This is a genomic window from Pseudomonas putida (assembly GCF_016406145.1).
Classification (GTDB): domain Bacteria; phylum Pseudomonadota; class Gammaproteobacteria; order Pseudomonadales; family Pseudomonadaceae; genus Aquipseudomonas; species Aquipseudomonas putida_E.
This window is the reverse complement of record NZ_CP066306.1, coordinates 381,624-398,088: the sequence shown is the minus strand read 5'-3', so window position 1 is coordinate 398,088 and position 16,465 is coordinate 381,624. Positions and strand designations below refer to the sequence as shown.

General features: G+C 62.3%; 18 protein-coding genes. 13 read left to right on the top strand and 5 right to left on the bottom strand.

What is annotated here, in order from left to right:
* Nucleotides 1-14: 14 nt before the first annotated feature.
* The 3 genes from JET17_RS01905 to rpmE form a co-directional block, all read right to left on the bottom strand.
* On the bottom strand, nucleotides 15-1,283 hold the full coding sequence (locus tag JET17_RS01905) for a malic enzyme-like NAD(P)-binding protein (RefSeq protein WP_039603148.1): 1,269 nt from the start codon (nucleotides 1,281-1,283) through the stop codon (nucleotides 15-17).
* A 179-nt stretch (nucleotides 1,284-1,462) separates the two neighbouring features.
* Nucleotides 1,463-2,284 (bottom strand): thermonuclease family protein, encoded by an 822-nt coding sequence (locus JET17_RS01900; RefSeq protein WP_012312322.1) that lies wholly within the window; start codon nucleotides 2,282-2,284, stop codon nucleotides 1,463-1,465.
* Nucleotides 2,285-2,286: 2 nt separating this feature from the next.
* A complete protein-coding gene (gene rpmE, locus JET17_RS01895; protein WP_012312321.1) occupies nucleotides 2,287-2,502 on the bottom strand; it encodes a 50S ribosomal protein L31 in 216 nt (71 codons plus the stop codon).
* A 167-nt stretch (nucleotides 2,503-2,669) separates the two neighbouring features.
* Between rpmE and JET17_RS01890 the strand changes: the two genes are divergently transcribed.
* From JET17_RS01890 to JET17_RS01880, 3 genes are all read left to right on the top strand, one after another.
* On the top strand, nucleotides 2,670-4,889 hold the full coding sequence (locus JET17_RS01890; RefSeq protein WP_042111864.1) for a primosomal protein N': 2,220 nt from the start codon (nucleotides 2,670-2,672) through the stop codon (nucleotides 4,887-4,889).
* A gap of 164 nt (nucleotides 4,890-5,053) precedes the next feature.
* Complete coding sequence (argS, locus tag JET17_RS01885; protein ID WP_012312319.1) at nucleotides 5,054-6,790, top strand: arginine--tRNA ligase; 1,737 nt, start codon at nucleotides 5,054-5,056, stop codon at nucleotides 6,788-6,790.
* Between the two features lies 1 nt (nucleotide 6,791).
* Complete coding sequence (locus JET17_RS01880) at nucleotides 6,792-7,490, top strand: SPOR domain-containing protein (RefSeq protein ID WP_012312318.1); 699 nt, start codon at nucleotides 6,792-6,794, stop codon at nucleotides 7,488-7,490.
* A 44-nt stretch (nucleotides 7,491-7,534) separates the two neighbouring features.
* Here JET17_RS01880 and JET17_RS01875 read toward each other — a convergent pair whose 3' ends face one another.
* Complete coding sequence (locus tag JET17_RS01875) at nucleotides 7,535-7,954, bottom strand: NINE protein (protein ID WP_012312317.1); 420 nt, start codon at nucleotides 7,952-7,954, stop codon at nucleotides 7,535-7,537.
* 176 nt (nucleotides 7,955-8,130) lie between these two features.
* On the opposite strand from JET17_RS01875, the gene JET17_RS01870 reads away from it, so the two are divergent.
* A complete protein-coding gene (locus JET17_RS01870; protein ID WP_012312316.1) occupies nucleotides 8,131-8,757 on the top strand; it encodes a C40 family peptidase in 627 nt (208 codons plus the stop codon).
* Between the two features lie 36 nt (nucleotides 8,758-8,793).
* On the opposite strand, the gene JET17_RS01865 is transcribed toward JET17_RS01870, so the two are convergent.
* Nucleotides 8,794-9,792, bottom strand: a complete 999-nt coding sequence (locus tag JET17_RS01865; protein ID WP_012312315.1) for a type IV pilus twitching motility protein PilT — start codon at nucleotides 9,790-9,792, stop codon at nucleotides 8,794-8,796.
* 65 nt (nucleotides 9,793-9,857) lie between these two features.
* Between JET17_RS01865 and JET17_RS01860 the strand changes: the two genes are divergently transcribed.
* The 9 genes from JET17_RS01860 to JET17_RS01820 all read left to right on the top strand — a co-directional run bounded on the left by JET17_RS01860 (nucleotide 9,858) and on the right by JET17_RS01820 (nucleotide 16,428).
* A complete protein-coding gene (locus JET17_RS01860; protein ID WP_012312314.1) occupies nucleotides 9,858-10,544 on the top strand; it encodes a YggS family pyridoxal phosphate-dependent enzyme in 687 nt (228 codons plus the stop codon).
* A gap of 38 nt (nucleotides 10,545-10,582) precedes the next feature.
* Nucleotides 10,583-11,401, top strand: a complete 819-nt coding sequence (gene proC, locus JET17_RS01855; protein ID WP_012312313.1) for a pyrroline-5-carboxylate reductase — start codon at nucleotides 10,583-10,585, stop codon at nucleotides 11,399-11,401.
* Between the two features lie 10 nt (nucleotides 11,402-11,411).
* Nucleotides 11,412-12,002, top strand: coding sequence for a YggT family protein (locus JET17_RS01850; protein ID WP_012312312.1), 591 nt, complete (start codon nucleotides 11,412-11,414; stop codon nucleotides 12,000-12,002).
* An 88-nt stretch (nucleotides 12,003-12,090) separates the two neighbouring features.
* Entirely contained in the window at nucleotides 12,091-13,230 is a 1,140-nt protein-coding gene (gene metX, locus JET17_RS01845) for a homoserine O-succinyltransferase MetX (protein ID WP_012312311.1), read from the top strand.
* A gap of 7 nt (nucleotides 13,231-13,237) precedes the next feature.
* A complete protein-coding gene (gene metW, locus JET17_RS01840; RefSeq protein WP_012312310.1) occupies nucleotides 13,238-13,858 on the top strand; it encodes a methionine biosynthesis protein MetW in 621 nt (206 codons plus the stop codon).
* A gap of 22 nt (nucleotides 13,859-13,880) precedes the next feature.
* Nucleotides 13,881-14,315 (top strand): DUF4426 domain-containing protein, encoded by a 435-nt coding sequence (locus tag JET17_RS01835; RefSeq protein ID WP_012312309.1) that lies wholly within the window; start codon nucleotides 13,881-13,883, stop codon nucleotides 14,313-14,315.
* Entirely contained in the window at nucleotides 14,312-14,908 is a 597-nt protein-coding gene (gene rdgB, locus JET17_RS01830) for an RdgB/HAM1 family non-canonical purine NTP pyrophosphatase (RefSeq protein ID WP_012312308.1), read from the top strand. The genes JET17_RS01835 and rdgB overlap by 4 nt, the downstream gene beginning before the upstream one ends.
* Entirely contained in the window at nucleotides 14,905-16,092 is a 1,188-nt protein-coding gene (gene hemW, locus JET17_RS01825; protein WP_012312307.1) for a radical SAM family heme chaperone HemW, read from the top strand. The genes rdgB and hemW overlap by 4 nt, the downstream gene beginning before the upstream one ends.
* Before the next feature lie 9 nt (nucleotides 16,093-16,101).
* Nucleotides 16,102-16,428 (top strand): DUF3392 domain-containing protein, encoded by a 327-nt coding sequence (locus tag JET17_RS01820; RefSeq protein ID WP_003257821.1) that lies wholly within the window; start codon nucleotides 16,102-16,104, stop codon nucleotides 16,426-16,428.
* The last annotated feature ends 37 nt before the right edge of the window (nucleotides 16,429-16,465 follow it).

Below are 16,465 nucleotides of genomic sequence, written 5' to 3'. Positions count from 1 at the left end.
TTTTGCGCCCTGCTTCAGCCGTTGAACACTTCGTCAACGCTGTTGAGCGGGTAGTGCTTCGGATATGGCAGGGTAGCCACGCCGGATTCGATGGCAGCCTTGGCTACGGCATCGGAAACCACGGTGATCAGACGTGCGTCCAGCGGCTTCGGAATGATGTACTCGCGACCGAATTCCAGGCCTTCAACGCCATAGGCTTCGCAAACTTCCTTAGGCACCGGCAGCTTGGCCAGGTCCTTCAGGGCGATGGCGGCGGCGATCTTCATTTCTTCGTTGATACGCTTGGCGCGTACGTCCAGGGCACCACGGAAGATGAACGGGAAGCCCAGCACGTTGTTGACCTGGTTCGGGTAGTCGGAACGACCGGTAGCCATGATCACGTCGTTGCGGGTGGCATGAGCCAGCTCTGGCGAGATCTCCGGGTCCGGGTTCGAGCAGGCGAACACGATCGGGTTGGCAGCCATCGATTTCAGGCCTTCCGCGCTCAGCAGGTTCGGGCCGGACAGGCCAACGAACACATCGGCACCGTCCAGCGCATCAGCCAGGGTGCGTTTGTCGGTAGCGTGAGCGAACTGGGCCTTGTACTGGTTCAGGTCGTCACGGCCAGCGTGGATCACGCCGCTGCGGTCGATCATGAAGATGTTTTCGACCTTGGCGCCCATGCTGACCAGCAGCTTCATGCAGGAGATGGCGGCAGCGCCGGCACCCAGGCAGACGATCTTGGCGTCTTCGAGCTTTTTGCCTGCGATTTCCAGGGCGTTGATCATACCGGCTGCGGTAACGATTGCGGTGCCGTGCTGGTCATCGTGGAACACTGGAATGTCGCACTGCTCGATCAGGGTGCGCTCGATTTCGAAGCACTCTGGCGCCTTGATGTCTTCGAGGTTGATGCCACCGAAGGTGATCGAGATGCGGCGAACGGTGTCAATGAAAGCTTGCGGGCTTTCCGACTCGACTTCGATATCGAATACGTCGATACCGGCGAAACGCTTGAACAGAACACCCTTGCCTTCCATGACCGGCTTGGAAGCCAGTGGGCCAAGGTCACCCAGACCGAGGATGGCGGTGCCATCGGAAATAACTGCAACAAGGTTGCCCTTGCCAGTGTATTTGTAGGCCAGCTCAGGATCACGGCCGATTTCACGCACCGGTTCTGCAACGCCTGGGCTGTAGGCCAGGGCGAGATCGCGGGCGGTGGCGGTGGGCTTGGAGAGCTCGACGCTCAGTTTCCCCGGACGAGGTTGAGCGTGGTATTCGAGAGCGGCGGTTTTCAGGTCTGACATGGTGGGCATTCCGCTATTTACTGTTCTGACGGACCGCCGAGGATACGCAAAGAGCCGGGGAGCCACAAGACTGGTCGGTCACTTGTGTCAAGGCCTTTAGCCTACGACTTTACGCTATAACACACGGGGGCATTCAAGCGACAGTGTGTACAATCTAGTAGCGAAATGTCTACATCTTTTCAGCTTGAAATGCGCTCCAGCATGCTCGGGTCGGTGATTGGCAACACCCAGCGTCGCTGCCCCGGCTTGAGCCCACCCTTGCGGGAACGATCCAGCACCCAACCACGCGCCTCGACCTGGCGTCCCTTGAGGTTATCGAAGAAGCCTTTGGGGAAGTTGCGTTGCAGACGAGCGGGAACCTGAAGCACCACGCCAGTTTCCAGTTCCAGCCAGATGCCGCCACGATTGCGTGCAATATTCCGGATGGTGCCGCCGATCACTGCAAAGCCCGACTCGCGGACCTGGCTTGCGCGAAGTACCGGTGAACTGCGCCAAAGGCCAGCGCCTGCCTTGCGCGCCGATTGCTCGGCCACTTGCTGGCACGCCACCAAACGCACATTGGGCGCAACCGCGACGCGATAACCAAGCCCTTCGCCAAGCAATCGCGCTTCAAGATTGTCGCCAGTGCGGGCGTAAACATGTGCCAGCGTCCGGCCGTACTTGTCCTTGGGCTCGACGCCGAGCACCAAGCCGACACGGCCGTCGCTGGCTTTGACCAAGGCTTGCAAACGCCGCTTGGCGGCCTCGGCAAACGGTTCGCTGGTGCGCCCCTTGCGCCCTATCTCCGGGGCGTTGATGCCAATCATGCGCACGCTGCGACCATCGGTAAGGCGCAGGGTATCGCCATCGACCACCTGACGCACTGCCACGATCTGCGGCCTGTCCGGCAATGGGCAAAACGCCAGGGCCGGCACTTGCCAAAGCGCGCCCACAAAAAAGGCGCCCACAAGGGGCGCCTTTTTCAGCAACAACGCGAAGCCCGAAGGATTCGCCATGCGCATGATTACTTCTTGGTACCGAACATACCGAAGCGATCGGCGAAGCGCTGAACGCGACCACCGGTGTCCAGCACTTTCTGCTTACCGGTGTAGAACGGGTGGCACAGGTTGCAAACGTCGATCGCCAGGGTGCTGCCCAGGGTCGAACGGGTTTCGAATTTGTTGCCGCAGCTGCAGGTCACAGCAACTGCTTCGTAGTTCGGATGAATATCAGCTTTCATGGTCACTTCCTCGAGCTGCGTGCCGCCACCCAACACCAATTGTTGAATACCGCACGTAATTAGGCGGGGAATAATACCAGAGAGCTGCGTCGACGCAAGTTGTCGCTTGCACCGACTGTCGTCTGCTAGGCTCGCCAGTCTTTGAAATGCCCTGCGAGACCTTACGCGTGTCCGACGTCATCCTGCGCCTTGCCCTGCCCTCCCCCCTGCGTCGCCTGTTCGACTACCGGGCGCCGGCGAGCATGGCGCGCCAGGCACTCACTCCCGGGATGCGCATCCGAGTGCCGTTCGGCCGCCGCGAGATGATCGGCGTGCTGGTAGAGGTCTGCGACCACAGCGAAGTCCCTGCCGACAAGCTGAAACCGGCCAGCGCCCTGCTCGACCCCGTTTCACCGGTGCCGGCGCCGCTGTTCAAGCTATGCCTGTGGACGGCCCAGTACTACCAGCACAGCCTCGGCGACACCCTGAGCTGGGCCTTGCCCACCTTGCTGCGCCAGGGCGAGCCGGCCGAGATGCGCCAGGAACGCTTCTGGCACGTGGCCCCCGGCGCCCGCCTTGAAGACCCCCGCATCGCACGCGCACCGCGCCAGCGCGACGCCCTGAAAACCTTGGCCCAACACCCGCATGGCGTTGCCCACAGCCTTTTGAGCAAACTGAACCTGAACAAGGACAGCCTCGATCTGCTGCTCGCCAAGGACCTGGTTCAGCAGGAAGTACGCCGCCACCTGCCGGCGCAACGGCATGAACACTGGCTGGCCCAACCGGAACTGCCGCTCAACGACGAGCAGCGCGAAGCATTCGAGGCTGTGCGCGATGGCTTTGGCGGTTTCAATGCGTTCCTCCTGGCCGGCGTTACCGGCAGCGGCAAGACCGAGGTCTACCTGCAACTGATCCGCGAAACCCTGGAGGCTGGAAAGCAGGCGCTGGTGCTGATCCCGGAAATCAACCTCGGCCCGCAAACCCTGGCGCGTTTCGAACAGCGTTTCAACGCACGCATCGCCTTGGTGCATTCGGCCGTCAATGACCGCGAACGCCTCGACGCCTGGCTGGCAGCGCGAGATGGCGAGGCCGATATCATCATCGGCACGCGTTCGGCGCTGTTCACCCCAATGAAGAACCCGGGCCTGATCATCATCGACGAGGAACATGACGGTTCCTATAAGCAGCAGGAAGGCCTGCGCTACCACGCCCGCGACCTTGCGATGGTGCGCGCTCACCAGGAAAACATCCCGATTCTGCTCGGCTCAGCCACCCCTTCGCTGGAAACCCTGCACAATGCCCTGACCGGCCGCTACCGCCTGCTACGCATGAACCAACGCGCAGGGGGCGCGCGCCCGCCACGCATGTTACGCCTGGACGTGAAAAGCCTGCCGCTGGACAGTGGCATCAGCGGTCCCCTGCAACAGGCCATCCGCCAGACACTGGAAGCAGGCCAGCAGGTGCTGGTTTTCCTCAACCGCCGCGGTTTCGCCCCGACGCTGCTATGCCACGACTGCGGCTGGCTCAGCGAATGCCCGCGCTGCGATGCCCGCATGACCGTGCACCAGCGCGCCGGCGTGCTGCGCTGCCACCATTGCGGGTACGACGAACGCCTGCCGCACCAGTGCCCTAAGTGCAACCATGTCGACTTGCGCCCGGTAGGTGCAGGTACCGAGCGCGCCGAGGAACGTCTGAAGGTATTGTTCCCCGATTACCCAATCCTGCGGGTCGACCGCGACAGCACGGCCCGCAAGGACGCCATGAACAATTTGTTCAGCACCATTCAGCGCGGCCAGCCGAGCATCCTGGTCGGGACGCAGATGCTGGCTAAGGGGCACCACTTTCCGCGGGTTACCTTGGTCGCGATTCTCGATGCCGATGGGGGGCTGTTCTCCGGCGACTTTCGCGCCACCGAGCGCATGGCACAACTCATCGTGCAGGTGGCCGGGCGCGCCGGGCGTGCCGAGGAGCCCGGCAAAGTGGTCATCCAGACGCACCTGGCCGACCACCCCCTACTGGTACAGTTGACCGAGCAAGGCTACTTCGCCTTTGCCGAACAGGCCCTGGACGAGCGCCGCGCCGCCGGCCTGCCACCGTATTCCCACCTTGCCCTGCTGCGCGCCGAAGCGCACAAGCCAGGGCAGGCCGAAGGTTTTCTCGACGAAGCCTGCAACGCAGCGCAGCGCCTGGTTGCGGAGCAACGCTTGCCCGGCATTGAACTGTTGGGCCCGGTGCCTGCTCCGATGGAGCGCAAGGCCGGGCGCTTCCGTGCGCAATTGCTGATACAGGCCGAAACCCGGGCACCGCTGCATCGACTGATCAGTGCCTGGTTGCTAGTGTTGGAGCAGCTTCCAGGCGGGCGACAAGTACGCTGGTCGCTGGATGTCGACCCGGTCGACCTTTATTGAGCTGCAAGCAAGAGCAAGAGCAGGCCGGGCGATGGCGCTTTTTCTTGCAGCTTGCAGCTTGCAGCTCAAAGGTTGGCAACCCGGCCCCAGCAACGGATAATACCCAGTTTTTCCACCTGCGCATCCAGGCGCTCCACCGCGCTAGCGGTCGAAAAGAGATCCCCATGAAAGACACCATTCGCCAGCTGATCCAGCAAGCCCTCACCCAACTCGTCACCGACGGTGTGCTGCCTGAAGGGCTGTCGCCGGCGATCCAGGTGGAAAACGCCCGGGACAAGACACACGGCGACTTCGCCAGCAACATCGCGATGATGCTGGCCAAGCCGGCTGGCATGAAGCCGCGTGACCTGGCCGAAAAGCTGATTGCAGCCCTGCCGGCCAGTGCAGACATCAGCAAGGCCGAAATCGCAGGCCCAGGCTTTTTGAACTTCTTCCAGAACACCGACGCCTTGGCCAACCGCCTGGACGCCGCCCTGGCCGATGCACACCTGGGTGCGCGCAAGGCTGGCCCTGCGCAGAAGGTGGTGATCGATATGTCGGCACCGAACCTGGCCAAAGAGATGCACGTCGGCCACCTGCGATCCACCATCATCGGTGACAGCGTCGCCCGCGTGCTGGAATTCCTGGGCGACCAGGTCATCCGCCAGAACCACGTGGGCGACTGGGGTACTCAGTTCGGCATGCTGCTGGCCTATCTGGAAGAAAACCCGATCACCAGCGACGAGTTGTCTGACCTGGAGAACTTCTACCGCGCCGCCAAGAAGCGCTTCGACGAGTCCGAGGAATTCGCCACCCGCGCCCGCGGCCTGGTGGTCAAGCTGCAGGCCGGCGACCCGGACTGCATGGCCCTGTGGACGCGCTTCAAGGACATTTCGCTGTCGCACTGCCAGAAAACCTACGAGTTGCTCAACGTCAAACTGACCATGGCCGACGTGATGGGCGAAAGCGCCTATAACGCCGACCTCGCCAACGTGGTTGCCGACCTCAAGGCCAAAGGCCTGCTGGTCGAGGACCAAGGCGCCCAGTGCGTGTTCCTCGAAGAGTTCAAGAACAGCGAAGGCGAGCCATTGCCCGTGATCGTGCAGAAGGCCGACGGCGGCTACCTGTACGCCACCACCGACCTGGCTGCAGTGCGCTACCGCAGCAATGTGCTCAAGGCCGACCGCGCACTGTACTTCGTCGACCAGCGCCAGGCGCTGCACTTCAACCAGGTGTTCGAAGTGGCGCGCCGCGCCGGTTTCGTCGGGCACCCGATGCAGATGGAACACATGGGCTTCGGCACCATGAACGGCGCCGATGGCCGCCCGTTCAAGACCCGTGACGGCGGCACCGTGAAGCTGATCGACCTGCTCACCGAGGCCAAGGAGCGTGCCTACGCACTGGTCAAGGAGAAAAACCCGAGCCTGGCCGAGGACGAATTGCGCCACATCGGTGAAGTGGTCGGTATCGGCGCGGTGAAATACGCGGACTTGTCCAAGCACCGCACCAGCGACTACAGCTTCAACTTTGAGCTGATGCTCAACTTCGAAGGCAACACCGCGCCCTACCTGCTGTACGCCTACACCCGCGTGGCCGGCGTGTTCCGCAAGTTGGGCAAGGGCTTTGACGAGGTGGAAGGCCACATCGTCCTGCAGGCTGCCCACGAGCAGGACCTGGCTGCACGCCTGGCGCAATTCGGCGAAATCCTCAACAACGTCGCGGACAAGGGCACCCCGCACGTGTTGTGCACCTACCTGTACGACCTGGCCGGCCTGTTCTCCAGCTTCTACGAGAATTGCCCGATCCTCGCCGCCGAAACCCCCGAGCAGCAGCAGAGCCGTCTGCGCCTGGCGGCCCTGACGGGTCGCACCCTGAAGCAAGGTCTGGAACTGCTCGGCCTGGAAACCCTGGAGCGCATGTAAGTTGGCCGCCAAGAAAAAACCAGCTCCCAAGCGCGGTGCAAGCCGCACCCAGGCACCGGCCAAACAGCCGATCCCCGGTTGGATATGGTTGGCGGTCGGCCTGACGGTCGGCGCCTTCATCGTCTTTCTGATGAAGCTCGAGCCTGGCGGTGGCGATATCAAGCGCGCCAAGCCCGAGCAGCAGAAGCCCGAGAAAGTTGCCGAGGCGGGCAAGTCCACGGCGGCCACGACGCAGCAGCCGGTAAAGCCCAAGTATGACTTCTACACTCTGCTGCCCGAGTCGGAAGTGATCGTGCCGCCAGAAGCCGTGCCTGAGAAGACGCCGCCTGTCCCAGCCCAGCCGGTGACTCCGGTCACACCTGCCGAAGCGGCGAAAATCGACACTGCGCGCGCCCAGGCTGCACTGTTGGGCCAGACGCCACCCCCGGCTCCGCCAGTGATCAAGCCTGCGGCCACCACGCAATACTTCCTTCAGGCCGGGTCGTTCCGTAAACAGGCCGACGCCGACAAGGTGCGGGCGCAGATCATCCTGCTGGGCCAGACGGTGAAGGTGGAGTCGGGCACGGTCAAGGATGAAACCTGGTACCGCGTGCTGGTCGGCCCATACAGCAACCGTGAACAGTTGACCGGTGCGCAGAAGCAGCTGGCCGGAGCGGGGTTCAGTAACCTGCTACTGCAGCAGCGGCAGACCCGCCAGTAACGAAAAAGGCCTTGTCGCTCTGCGTGACAAGGCCTTTTTTGTGCTCAACGGCGTTCGGCGTTGGCCTGGGAAACCTGACTGTTCAGCGTCCAGAAGTCATACAGCACACCCACCAGGAACAGGCCACCGGTGAAGAAGTAGATGATCGCGGTGATCCACTTGCCCTGGTACAGGCGATGCACGCCAAAAATACCGAGGAAGGTCAGCAGTATCCAGGCAATGTTGTAGTCGATGCGTCCAGACTGGAAGCGCAAGTCGGCCTCCCGGTCCATCGACGGAATCAGGAACAGGTCGATCAGCCAGCCTATGCCGAGCAGACCCAGGGTGAAGAACCAGATCGTCCCGGTAATCGGCTTGCCGTAGTAGAAACGATGCGAACCAGTGAAGCCGAAAATCCACAACAGATAGCCGATGACCTTGCTGTGGGTGTCGTGAAACGGCGCCCCGCTTTCATAGCTGTTCATTCATAGCCCCCATGGCTTAGCCGAAAATTTTCTAAAAAAAAATGTGACTTTTGCGGTGCAGGCCGACGTACGGCAGCATGACAATCGACCAACGGATCAGAAATTGATCAAAAAGCTGTTATAAAGTTGCGCGCCAACACCAAAACCAACATCAAAACTTCACAAGAGCTTCATCTATGCCGCCTTTGTTAAAGACATGGCTGACCCTCTGCCTATTATTGCCCCTGGCCGCCCACGCCACCAACCGTGAGCAACGTCTTCCCAATGGTTTCACCGGCTATACCACCAATGCCACGGTGAAACACGCGCCGAGCAAGCACACCGCGATGCGTGCACGCGCCAATAACGCTGGTCAGGTTCATAACCTGCCGGTCGCCGCCATGTCGCCGAAACAGAGCAGCGATGTGCTAAGCCGCGCCGTGAACGTGCTCGGTACCCCTTATGTTTGGGGCGGCAGCAGCCCTAAAAAAGGCTTCGACTGCAGCGGGCTGGTCAAGTACGCCTTCAACGATGTGGCTGATGTCGACTTGCCGCGCACCTCCAATGCCATGGCCCAGGGCCACGGCGTGAAGGTGGCTAAAAGCGATCTGAAGCCTGGCGACCTGATCTTCTTCAACATCAAGAGCCGGCGCGTCAACCACGTAGCCATCTACCTGGGCAACGATCGCTTCATCCACGCACCGCGCCGCGGCAAGCGGGTGAGCATCGACAACCTGAGCAAACCTTACTGGCAGAAGCACTATGTCGTGGCCAAGCGGGTGTTGCCGAAGGCGCCGCAGCAGTTGGCCCTGGCCAAGCGCTAACCTGGCCAGTTCACCCATGGATTGCTGGGGCCACTGCTATACGGCCCCGATCAAACCTTCGGTCTTCAATCGCTGCAACGCCCCCTCCATCGTCCGCATTCCTTGCGCAGCCCCCGTCTGCATCACCGAATTCAATTGTGCCATACGCCCCTCGCGGATCAGGTTGCGCACCGCAGGCGTAGCCACCAGCACCTCCCGGGCGGCCACCCGCCCACCCCCCACACCCTTGACCAGCACCTGTGCAACCACCATACGCAGTGACTCCGCCAACATCGCCCGCATCAGCGGTTTCTCCTCGGCGGCAAACACTTCCACCAGCCGGTCGACACTGCCAGCAGCCGAGCGCGTATGCACCGTTGCCAGCACCAGGTGCCCGGTCTCCGCGGCCCGCAACGCCAGGCGAATCGTCTCCAGGTCGCGCAATTCGCCTATGACGATCACATCTGGGTCCTGCCGCAGCGCGCTGCGCAACCCTTGCGAAAAGTCACGGCAGTGCCGACCGATCTCACGCTGATTGACAAGGCTTCGCTCGCTGCTGTGGATAACTTCGACTGGGTCTTCGAGGGTGATGATGTGCAAGGAGCGCTGGCGGTTCAACTGATCGATCAGGGTAGCCATAGTGCTGGATTTACCGCTGCCGGTAGGCCCGCCGACCAGAATCAGACCGTCAGTCCAATGTGCAACAGACCGAAACACATCTTCCAGGCCGAGCTCGTCGAGTGTCGCAATCCGCTTCGGGATCAAGCGAAAGGTGGCCGCCGGGCCATTCAACTGGCGAAAGAGGTTCAGACGAAAGCGCCCGAGCGAGGGCAGATCCAGTGCCAGGTCCTGCTCATCACCTTGCGCCCACCGCTGGCGCTGGCCCTCATCGAGCAGCGGCGCCAGGGCATCGCTCAACGCCACGGGCGTCACGCTCGGTAGCGCCATGCGCCGCAGTTCGCCATCCACGCGTAGCATTGGTATCTCGCCCGCGGCCAGGTGCAGGTCACTCGCCCCTGCATCGCCAGCCCGGGCCAACAGGTCAGTCACGTCCATGAGACTCCCCAACGGCCATCAAGCAGGTAGAATGCCGCAGACTCCTGAGCCAACGGCATCGATCCATGTCCACCATAGCAGACAACCTTTGCGCCCTTGCCGCACGTATCGATAGCGCAGCCAAGGCCGCCGGACGCGACCCGGCCAGCCTTCATCTGCTGGCAGTCAGTAAGACCAAACCGGCTAGTGCCATCCGCGAGCTGCATGCCGCAGGCGTTTGTGATGTCGGTGAAAACTACCTGCAGGAGGCCCTGGCCAAACAGGACGACCTGCGGGACTTGCCCTTGATCTGGCACTTCATCGGCCCCATTCAGTCGAACAAGACCAAAGCCATTGCCGAGCATTTCGACTGGGTACACTCCGTGGACCGCCTGAAGATCGCCCAACGCCTGTCCGAACAGCGCCCCAAAGACCTGCCACCTCTGAACATCTGCCTGCAGGTGAATGTCAGCGGCGAAGAAAGCAAATCCGGCTGCGCCCCCGAGGACCTGCCGGCATTGGCCAATGCCGTGGCCGTACTGCCCAACCTGCGCCTGCGCGGGCTGATGGCGATCCCCGAACCCAGCGAAGACCGCGCCGAGCAAGAAGCCGCCTTCGCCAGCCTGCGGCAGTTGCAGGAGGGCCTGAATCTTGGCCTTGATACCCTGTCCATGGGCATGAGCCACGACCTGGAAGCCGCGATCGCGCAGGGTGCGACCTGGGTGCGTATCGGCACCGCCCTGTTCGGCGCCCGCAGCTACGGCCCCGCCTGATTCCATGCTTTACTCACTCTTTCCCTCAAGGACCTGACATGAGCAAGACACGTATTGCCTTCATCGGCGCCGGCAACATGGCTGCCAGCCTGATCGGCGGCCTGCGCGCCCAGGGCCTGGACGCCACGCAGATCCGCGCCAGCGATCCAGGCGCCGAGACCCGCACCCGGGTCCAGGCCGAGCACGGTATCGAGGTATTCGAAGACAACGCACAGGCCATCGCCGGGGCCGACGTGATCGTCCTGGCAGTCAAACCGCAGGTGATGAAAACCGTCTGCGAGGCCCTGCAGCCGAACCTGCAGGATGGCCAACTGATCGTTTCGATTGCCGCCGGCATCACCTGCGCCAGCCTGCAGGCCTGGCTCGGGGCCCGCCCGGTAGTGCGTTGCATGCCCAACACGCCGGCCCTGCTGCGCCAAGGCGTAAGCGGGCTGTATGCCACCGCCGAAGTGAGCAGCACACAGCACCAGCAGGCCGAGCAGCTGCTATCGGCCGTGGGCACCGCCTTGTGGCTTGAGCATGAACACCAGCTCGATGCCGTGACAGCTGTCTCGGGCAGCGGGCCGGCCTATTTCTTCCTGCTGATCGAAGCCATGACTGCCGCTGGCGAGAAGCTTGGCCTGCCACGCGAAACCGCTACCCAGCTGACCCTGCAGACCGCACTGGGTGCCGCGCACATGGCGGTGGCCAGTGACGTTGACGCCGCCGAGCTGCGTCGCCGGGTCACTTCGCCAGCCGGCACCACAGAGGCTGCAATCAAGTCGTTCCAGAGCAACGGTTTCGAAGCCATCGTCGAGCAGGCACTGGCAGCCGCGGCGAAGCGTTCTGCCGAGCTGGCCGAGCAATTGGGCAAATAAGGAGTATTAGATGAATGCATTGTCCGGCGCCGCGATCTTCGTGGTGCAAACCTTGGTCAGCCTGTACCTGGTGATCGTCCTGCTGCGCTTCGTGCTGCAGTTGGTAAAGGCCAACTTCTACAACCCGCTGTGCCAGTTCGCGGTGCGCGCCACGCAGCCGCTGCTCAAGCCGATCCGGCGCATCATCCCAAGCGTCGGCGGCCTGGATACCTCGTCGCTGCTGCTGGCGGTGGTGATCCAGGCTCTGCTGATGGGCTTCGTGCTGATGGTGACCTACGGCACCTTCGGCGATGTGCTGCACCTGCTGATGTGGGCGATCATCGGCATCACCTCGCTGTTCCTGAAGATTTTCTGGGTCGCGATGATCGTTATGGTGATCGTGTCCTGGGTTGCGCCGAACAGCCACAATCCGGCGGCCGAGCTGGCCTACCAGATCAGCGAACCAGTGCTGGCGCCGTTCCGTCGCATTGTGCCCAACTTGGGCGGCATGGACATTTCGCCGATCTTCGCCTTCATCGCGATCCAGGTGCTCCAGTCGTTTGTCATGCCACCGCTGGCAGCCTATGCCGGCATGCCACAAGAACTGTGGCGGATGATCTGACCCCTGTTGTTCCCAGCGGCAAGCCTTTGCTTGCCGCTGGGGGTAGCGCTCTTTAGACTTACGCCTCCGTCAAGCGTGAGCAGGGTCGATGTCCACTGTCCTTCCCGAAGATTCCGTCGGTCTGGTTACACCGCAAACAGCCCGGTTCGATGAACCGCTGGCCCTGGCCTGTGGCCGTTCTCTGGCCAGCTACGAGCTGGTTTACGAGACCTATGGCAGCCTGAATGCCAGCGCAAGCAATGCTGTGCTGATCTGCCATGCCCTGTCTGGCCATCACCACGCGGCCGGCTACCACGCCACCACCGACCGCAAGCCCGGCTGGTGGGACAGCTGCATCGGCCCCGGCAAGCCGATCGACACCAACCGTTTCTTCGTGGTCAGCCTGAACAACCTCGGTGGCTGCAACGGCAGCACCGGCCCCAGCAGCGTCAACCCCGCCACCGGCAAGCCGTATGGCGCAGATTTCCCGGTACTGACCGTTGAAGACTGGGTACACAGCCAGGCACGTCTGGCCGATCGCTTGGGCATCCGGCAGTGGGCGGCCATTGTCGGCGGTAGCCTCGGCGGCATGCAGGCCCTGCAATGGACCATGACCTACCCCGACCGCGTGCGCCACTGCGTCGACATCGCCTCGGCACCGAAGTTGTCGGCCCAGAACATTGCTTTCAACGAAGTGGCGCGCCAAGCCATCCTCACCGACCCCGAATTCCACGGCGGCTCGTTCCAGGACCAAGGCGTGATCCCCAAGCGTGGCCTGATGCTGGCGCGCATGGTCGGGCATATCACCTACCTGTCCGACGACTCGATGGGTGAAAAGTTTGGCCGGGAGCTCAAGAGCGACAAGCTCAATTACGACTTCCACAGCGTCGAATTCCAGGTCGAGAGCTACCTGCGCTATCAGGGCGAAGAATTCTCTGGCCGCTTCGACGCCAACACCTACCTGCTGATGACCAAGGCGCTGGATTACTTCGACCCGGCGGCGGCCAATGGCGGCGACCTGGCCGCGACCCTGGCCCACGTCACAGCCGACTACTGCATCATGTCGTTCACCACAGACTGGCGCTTCTCGCCGGCCCGCTCGCGCGAGATCGTCGATGCCCTCATGGCAGCACGCAAGAACGTCTGTTACCTGGAAATCGACTCCCCTTACGGGCACGATGCCTTCCTGATCCCCACGCCTCGCTACATGCAGGGTTTCGCGAACTACATGAACCGCATCGCCATCTGAGGACAGCATGAGAGCCGATCTGGAAATCATCCACGACTGGATTCCCGCCGGCAGCCGGGTACTCGACCTGGGCTGCGGCAGTGGCGAGCTGCTGGCCTCGCTGCGTGATCGCAAGCAGGTCACCGGCTACGGCCTGGAGATCGACCCCGACAACATCGCCGCCTGTGTGGCCAAAGGCGTCAACGTCATCGAACAGGACCTGGACAAAGGCCTGGGCAACTTCGCCAGCAACAGCTTTGACGTAGTGATCATGACCCAGGCCCTGCAGGCCGTGGAGTACCCTGACCGCATCCTCGACGAGATGCTGCGGGTGGGCCGCCAGTGCATCATCACCTTCCCCAACTTCGGCCACTGGCGTTGCCGCTGGTACCTGGCGACCAAAGGCCGCATGCCGGTTTCGGACTTCATGCCGTACACCTGGTACAACACGCCGAACATCCACTTCTGCACCTTTGCCGACTTCGAGCAGCTGTGCCATGAGCGCCGCGCCAAGGTCCTGGACCGTCTGGCGGTCGACCACTTGCACCGCAATGGGTGGGGCGGCCGGCTTTGGCCTAATCTGTTAGGGGAAATCGGCATTTATCGCGTCAGTAGCCCAGGCCTGCAGGAGCACCAGCTCGCGGTCTGACGCCCAGCAGAGGAATCGCACCATGCGTCGCCTAGCCCTGTTTCTGATCAGCTTGTGCCTGGCACTGCCGGTACTGGCTGCCGATGCCGCCAAACCCGAGCGCAAGGAAGTGTTCGGCGATGTGACGGTGCACTACAGCGCCTTCACCTCCAGCATGTTGCAGCCGGACGTTGCCGCCGCCACAGGGCTTGTCCGCAGCAAGAATCAGGGGGTGCTCAACATCGCCGTGCTCAAGGCCAGCAAACCCGCCATGGCGGTGGTCAGCGGCACGGTAAAAGACCTCACCGGGCGCAGCAACCCGTTGTCGTTCAAGCAGATTACCGATCGAGGCGCGATCTACTACATCGCCCAGTTCAAGATCGAACAGGCCGAGACGCTGACCTTCGACCTGAATGTCGAAACCGGCGGGGTCAGCCATAAACTCAGCTTCAACCAGGAAGTGTTCCCAGGCGAATGATGAATCTCCAGCAACTCGTATTGGCCAGCCACAATGCCGGCAAACTCAAGGAACTCCAGGCCATGCTCGGCCAGGCCGTGCAACTGCGCTCGATCGGTGAGTTCAGCCAGGTAGAACCCGAAGAAACCGGCCTGTCGTTCGTCGAGAACGCCATCCTCAAGGCGCGCAATGCCGCACGCATCTCCGGGTTGCCGGCGCTGGCCGACGACTCTGGCCTGGCGGTCGACTTCCTCGGTGGCGCGCCAGGCATCTACTCGGCGCGTTATGCCGACGGCAAAGGCGATGCGGCAAACAACGCCAAACTGCTCGAAGCACTCAAGGATGTACCGCAAGATCAGCGCGGCGCCCAGTTTGTCTGTGTACTGGCACTGGTACGCCATGCCGACGATCCACTGCCCATCCTCTGCGAAGGCCTGTGGCATGGGCGCATCATGTGCGAAGCCAGCGGCGAACAAGGCTTTGGCTATGACCCGCTGTTCTGGGTGCCTGAGCGCAACTGCTCGAGCGCCGACCTCGCGCCTGCCGACAAGAACCAGCTCAGCCACCGCGCCCGCGCCATGGCTCTGCTGCGCCAACGTCTGGGCCTGGCATGATCGAACTGTTGTCTACCCAGCCGCGCCAGCCTGGCGTGGCGGGTTTCGCCACGCTGCCACCTTTGGCACTGTACATCCACATTCCGTGGTGCGTGCGCAAATGCCCTTACTGCGACTTCAACTCCCATGCGGCTGGGCCTGATCTTCCGGAAGAGGCCTATGTCGATGCCCTGCTGACCGACCTCGACCAAGAGCTGCCTGCTGTTCAGGGAAGGCCAATATCATCGATCTTCTTCGGCGGCGGCACCCCTAGCCTGTTCAGCGCCAATGCCCTTGGCAGGCTGCTGCGCGGCGTGGAGCAACGCATCCCCTTCGAGCCGGACATCGAGATCACCCTGGAAGCCAACCCCGGGACGTTCGAGCAGGAGAAATTCAAGGCGTACCGGCAAACGGGCATCAATCGCCTGTCGATTGGCGTACAGAGCTTCCAGCCGGCCAAACTGCAAGCGCTGGGGCGCATCCACAATGGCGACGAAGCAATCCGCGCAGCGGGCATGGCCCGGGCAGCCGGCTTCGACAACTTCAACATGGACCTGATGCACGGCCTGCCAGATCAGTCGCTGAACGATGCGTTGGGTGACTTGCGCCAGGCCATCGACCTGGGGCCAACGCACCTGTCCTGGTACCAACTGACCGTGGAGCCAAACACGGTGTTCTGGAACCAACCGCCGGAACTGCCCGAGGACGACATTCTTTGGGACATTCAGGAGGCCGGCCAGGCACTGATGGCGGCGCACGGATACAAGCAGTATGAGGTTTCGGCCTATGCCCAGCCTGGGCGTGCCGCCAAGCACAACCTGAACTACTGGTGCTTTGGCGATTTCATCGGCATCGGCGCCGGCGCCCACGGTAAGCAGACCTTTGCCGACGGCCGCATCCTGCGCACCTGGAAGACCCGCCTGCCCAAGGACTACCTGAACCTGGCCAAGCCGTTCAAGGCCGGCGAGAAGCTGCTGCCGGTGGACGAGCTGCCGTTCGAGTTCTTGATGAACGCACTGCGCCTGACAGATGGCGTGGAAGCCGAGCTGTTCAGCCAGCGTACCGGCTTGCCGCTGGTGCAACTGGCTGAGGCCCGCCGCGCCGCCGAACAAAAAGGGCTTTTGCAGGTCGAACCGGATCGGCTGGTGGCCACGCCACGCGGCCAGTTGTTCCTCAATGACCTGCTGCAGTATTTCTTGACCTAAGGATGACCCATGGATCTGGTACTTGACCTGCTGGCAACGGTTTCTCGCTGGAGCCGTAGCAACCTGTCTGAGATTTCGCTGGCCTTGGTAGGCTGCCTGCTGGTGCTGTTTGGCACCGACATCAAGGGCTGGGTGGAACAACGGCTAGGCGGCCTGGCAGGTGCCCTGAGGGTTCCATTCATGGCGCTGCTGGTGATGATCGGCAGCGGCGCGGCGCTGATTTATGCCACGCCGTGGGTGGTGAAGGGGCTGAGCCAGTTCAACAACTACGCGTTGGCGCCGGTGCTGTTGGTGGTGCTGGTGTTGATTGGCGTGGTCGCTGATCGGCGGGGGTAAAGCTCACTGGAAGCTGCCCCGCAGAACCAGGGCAGCT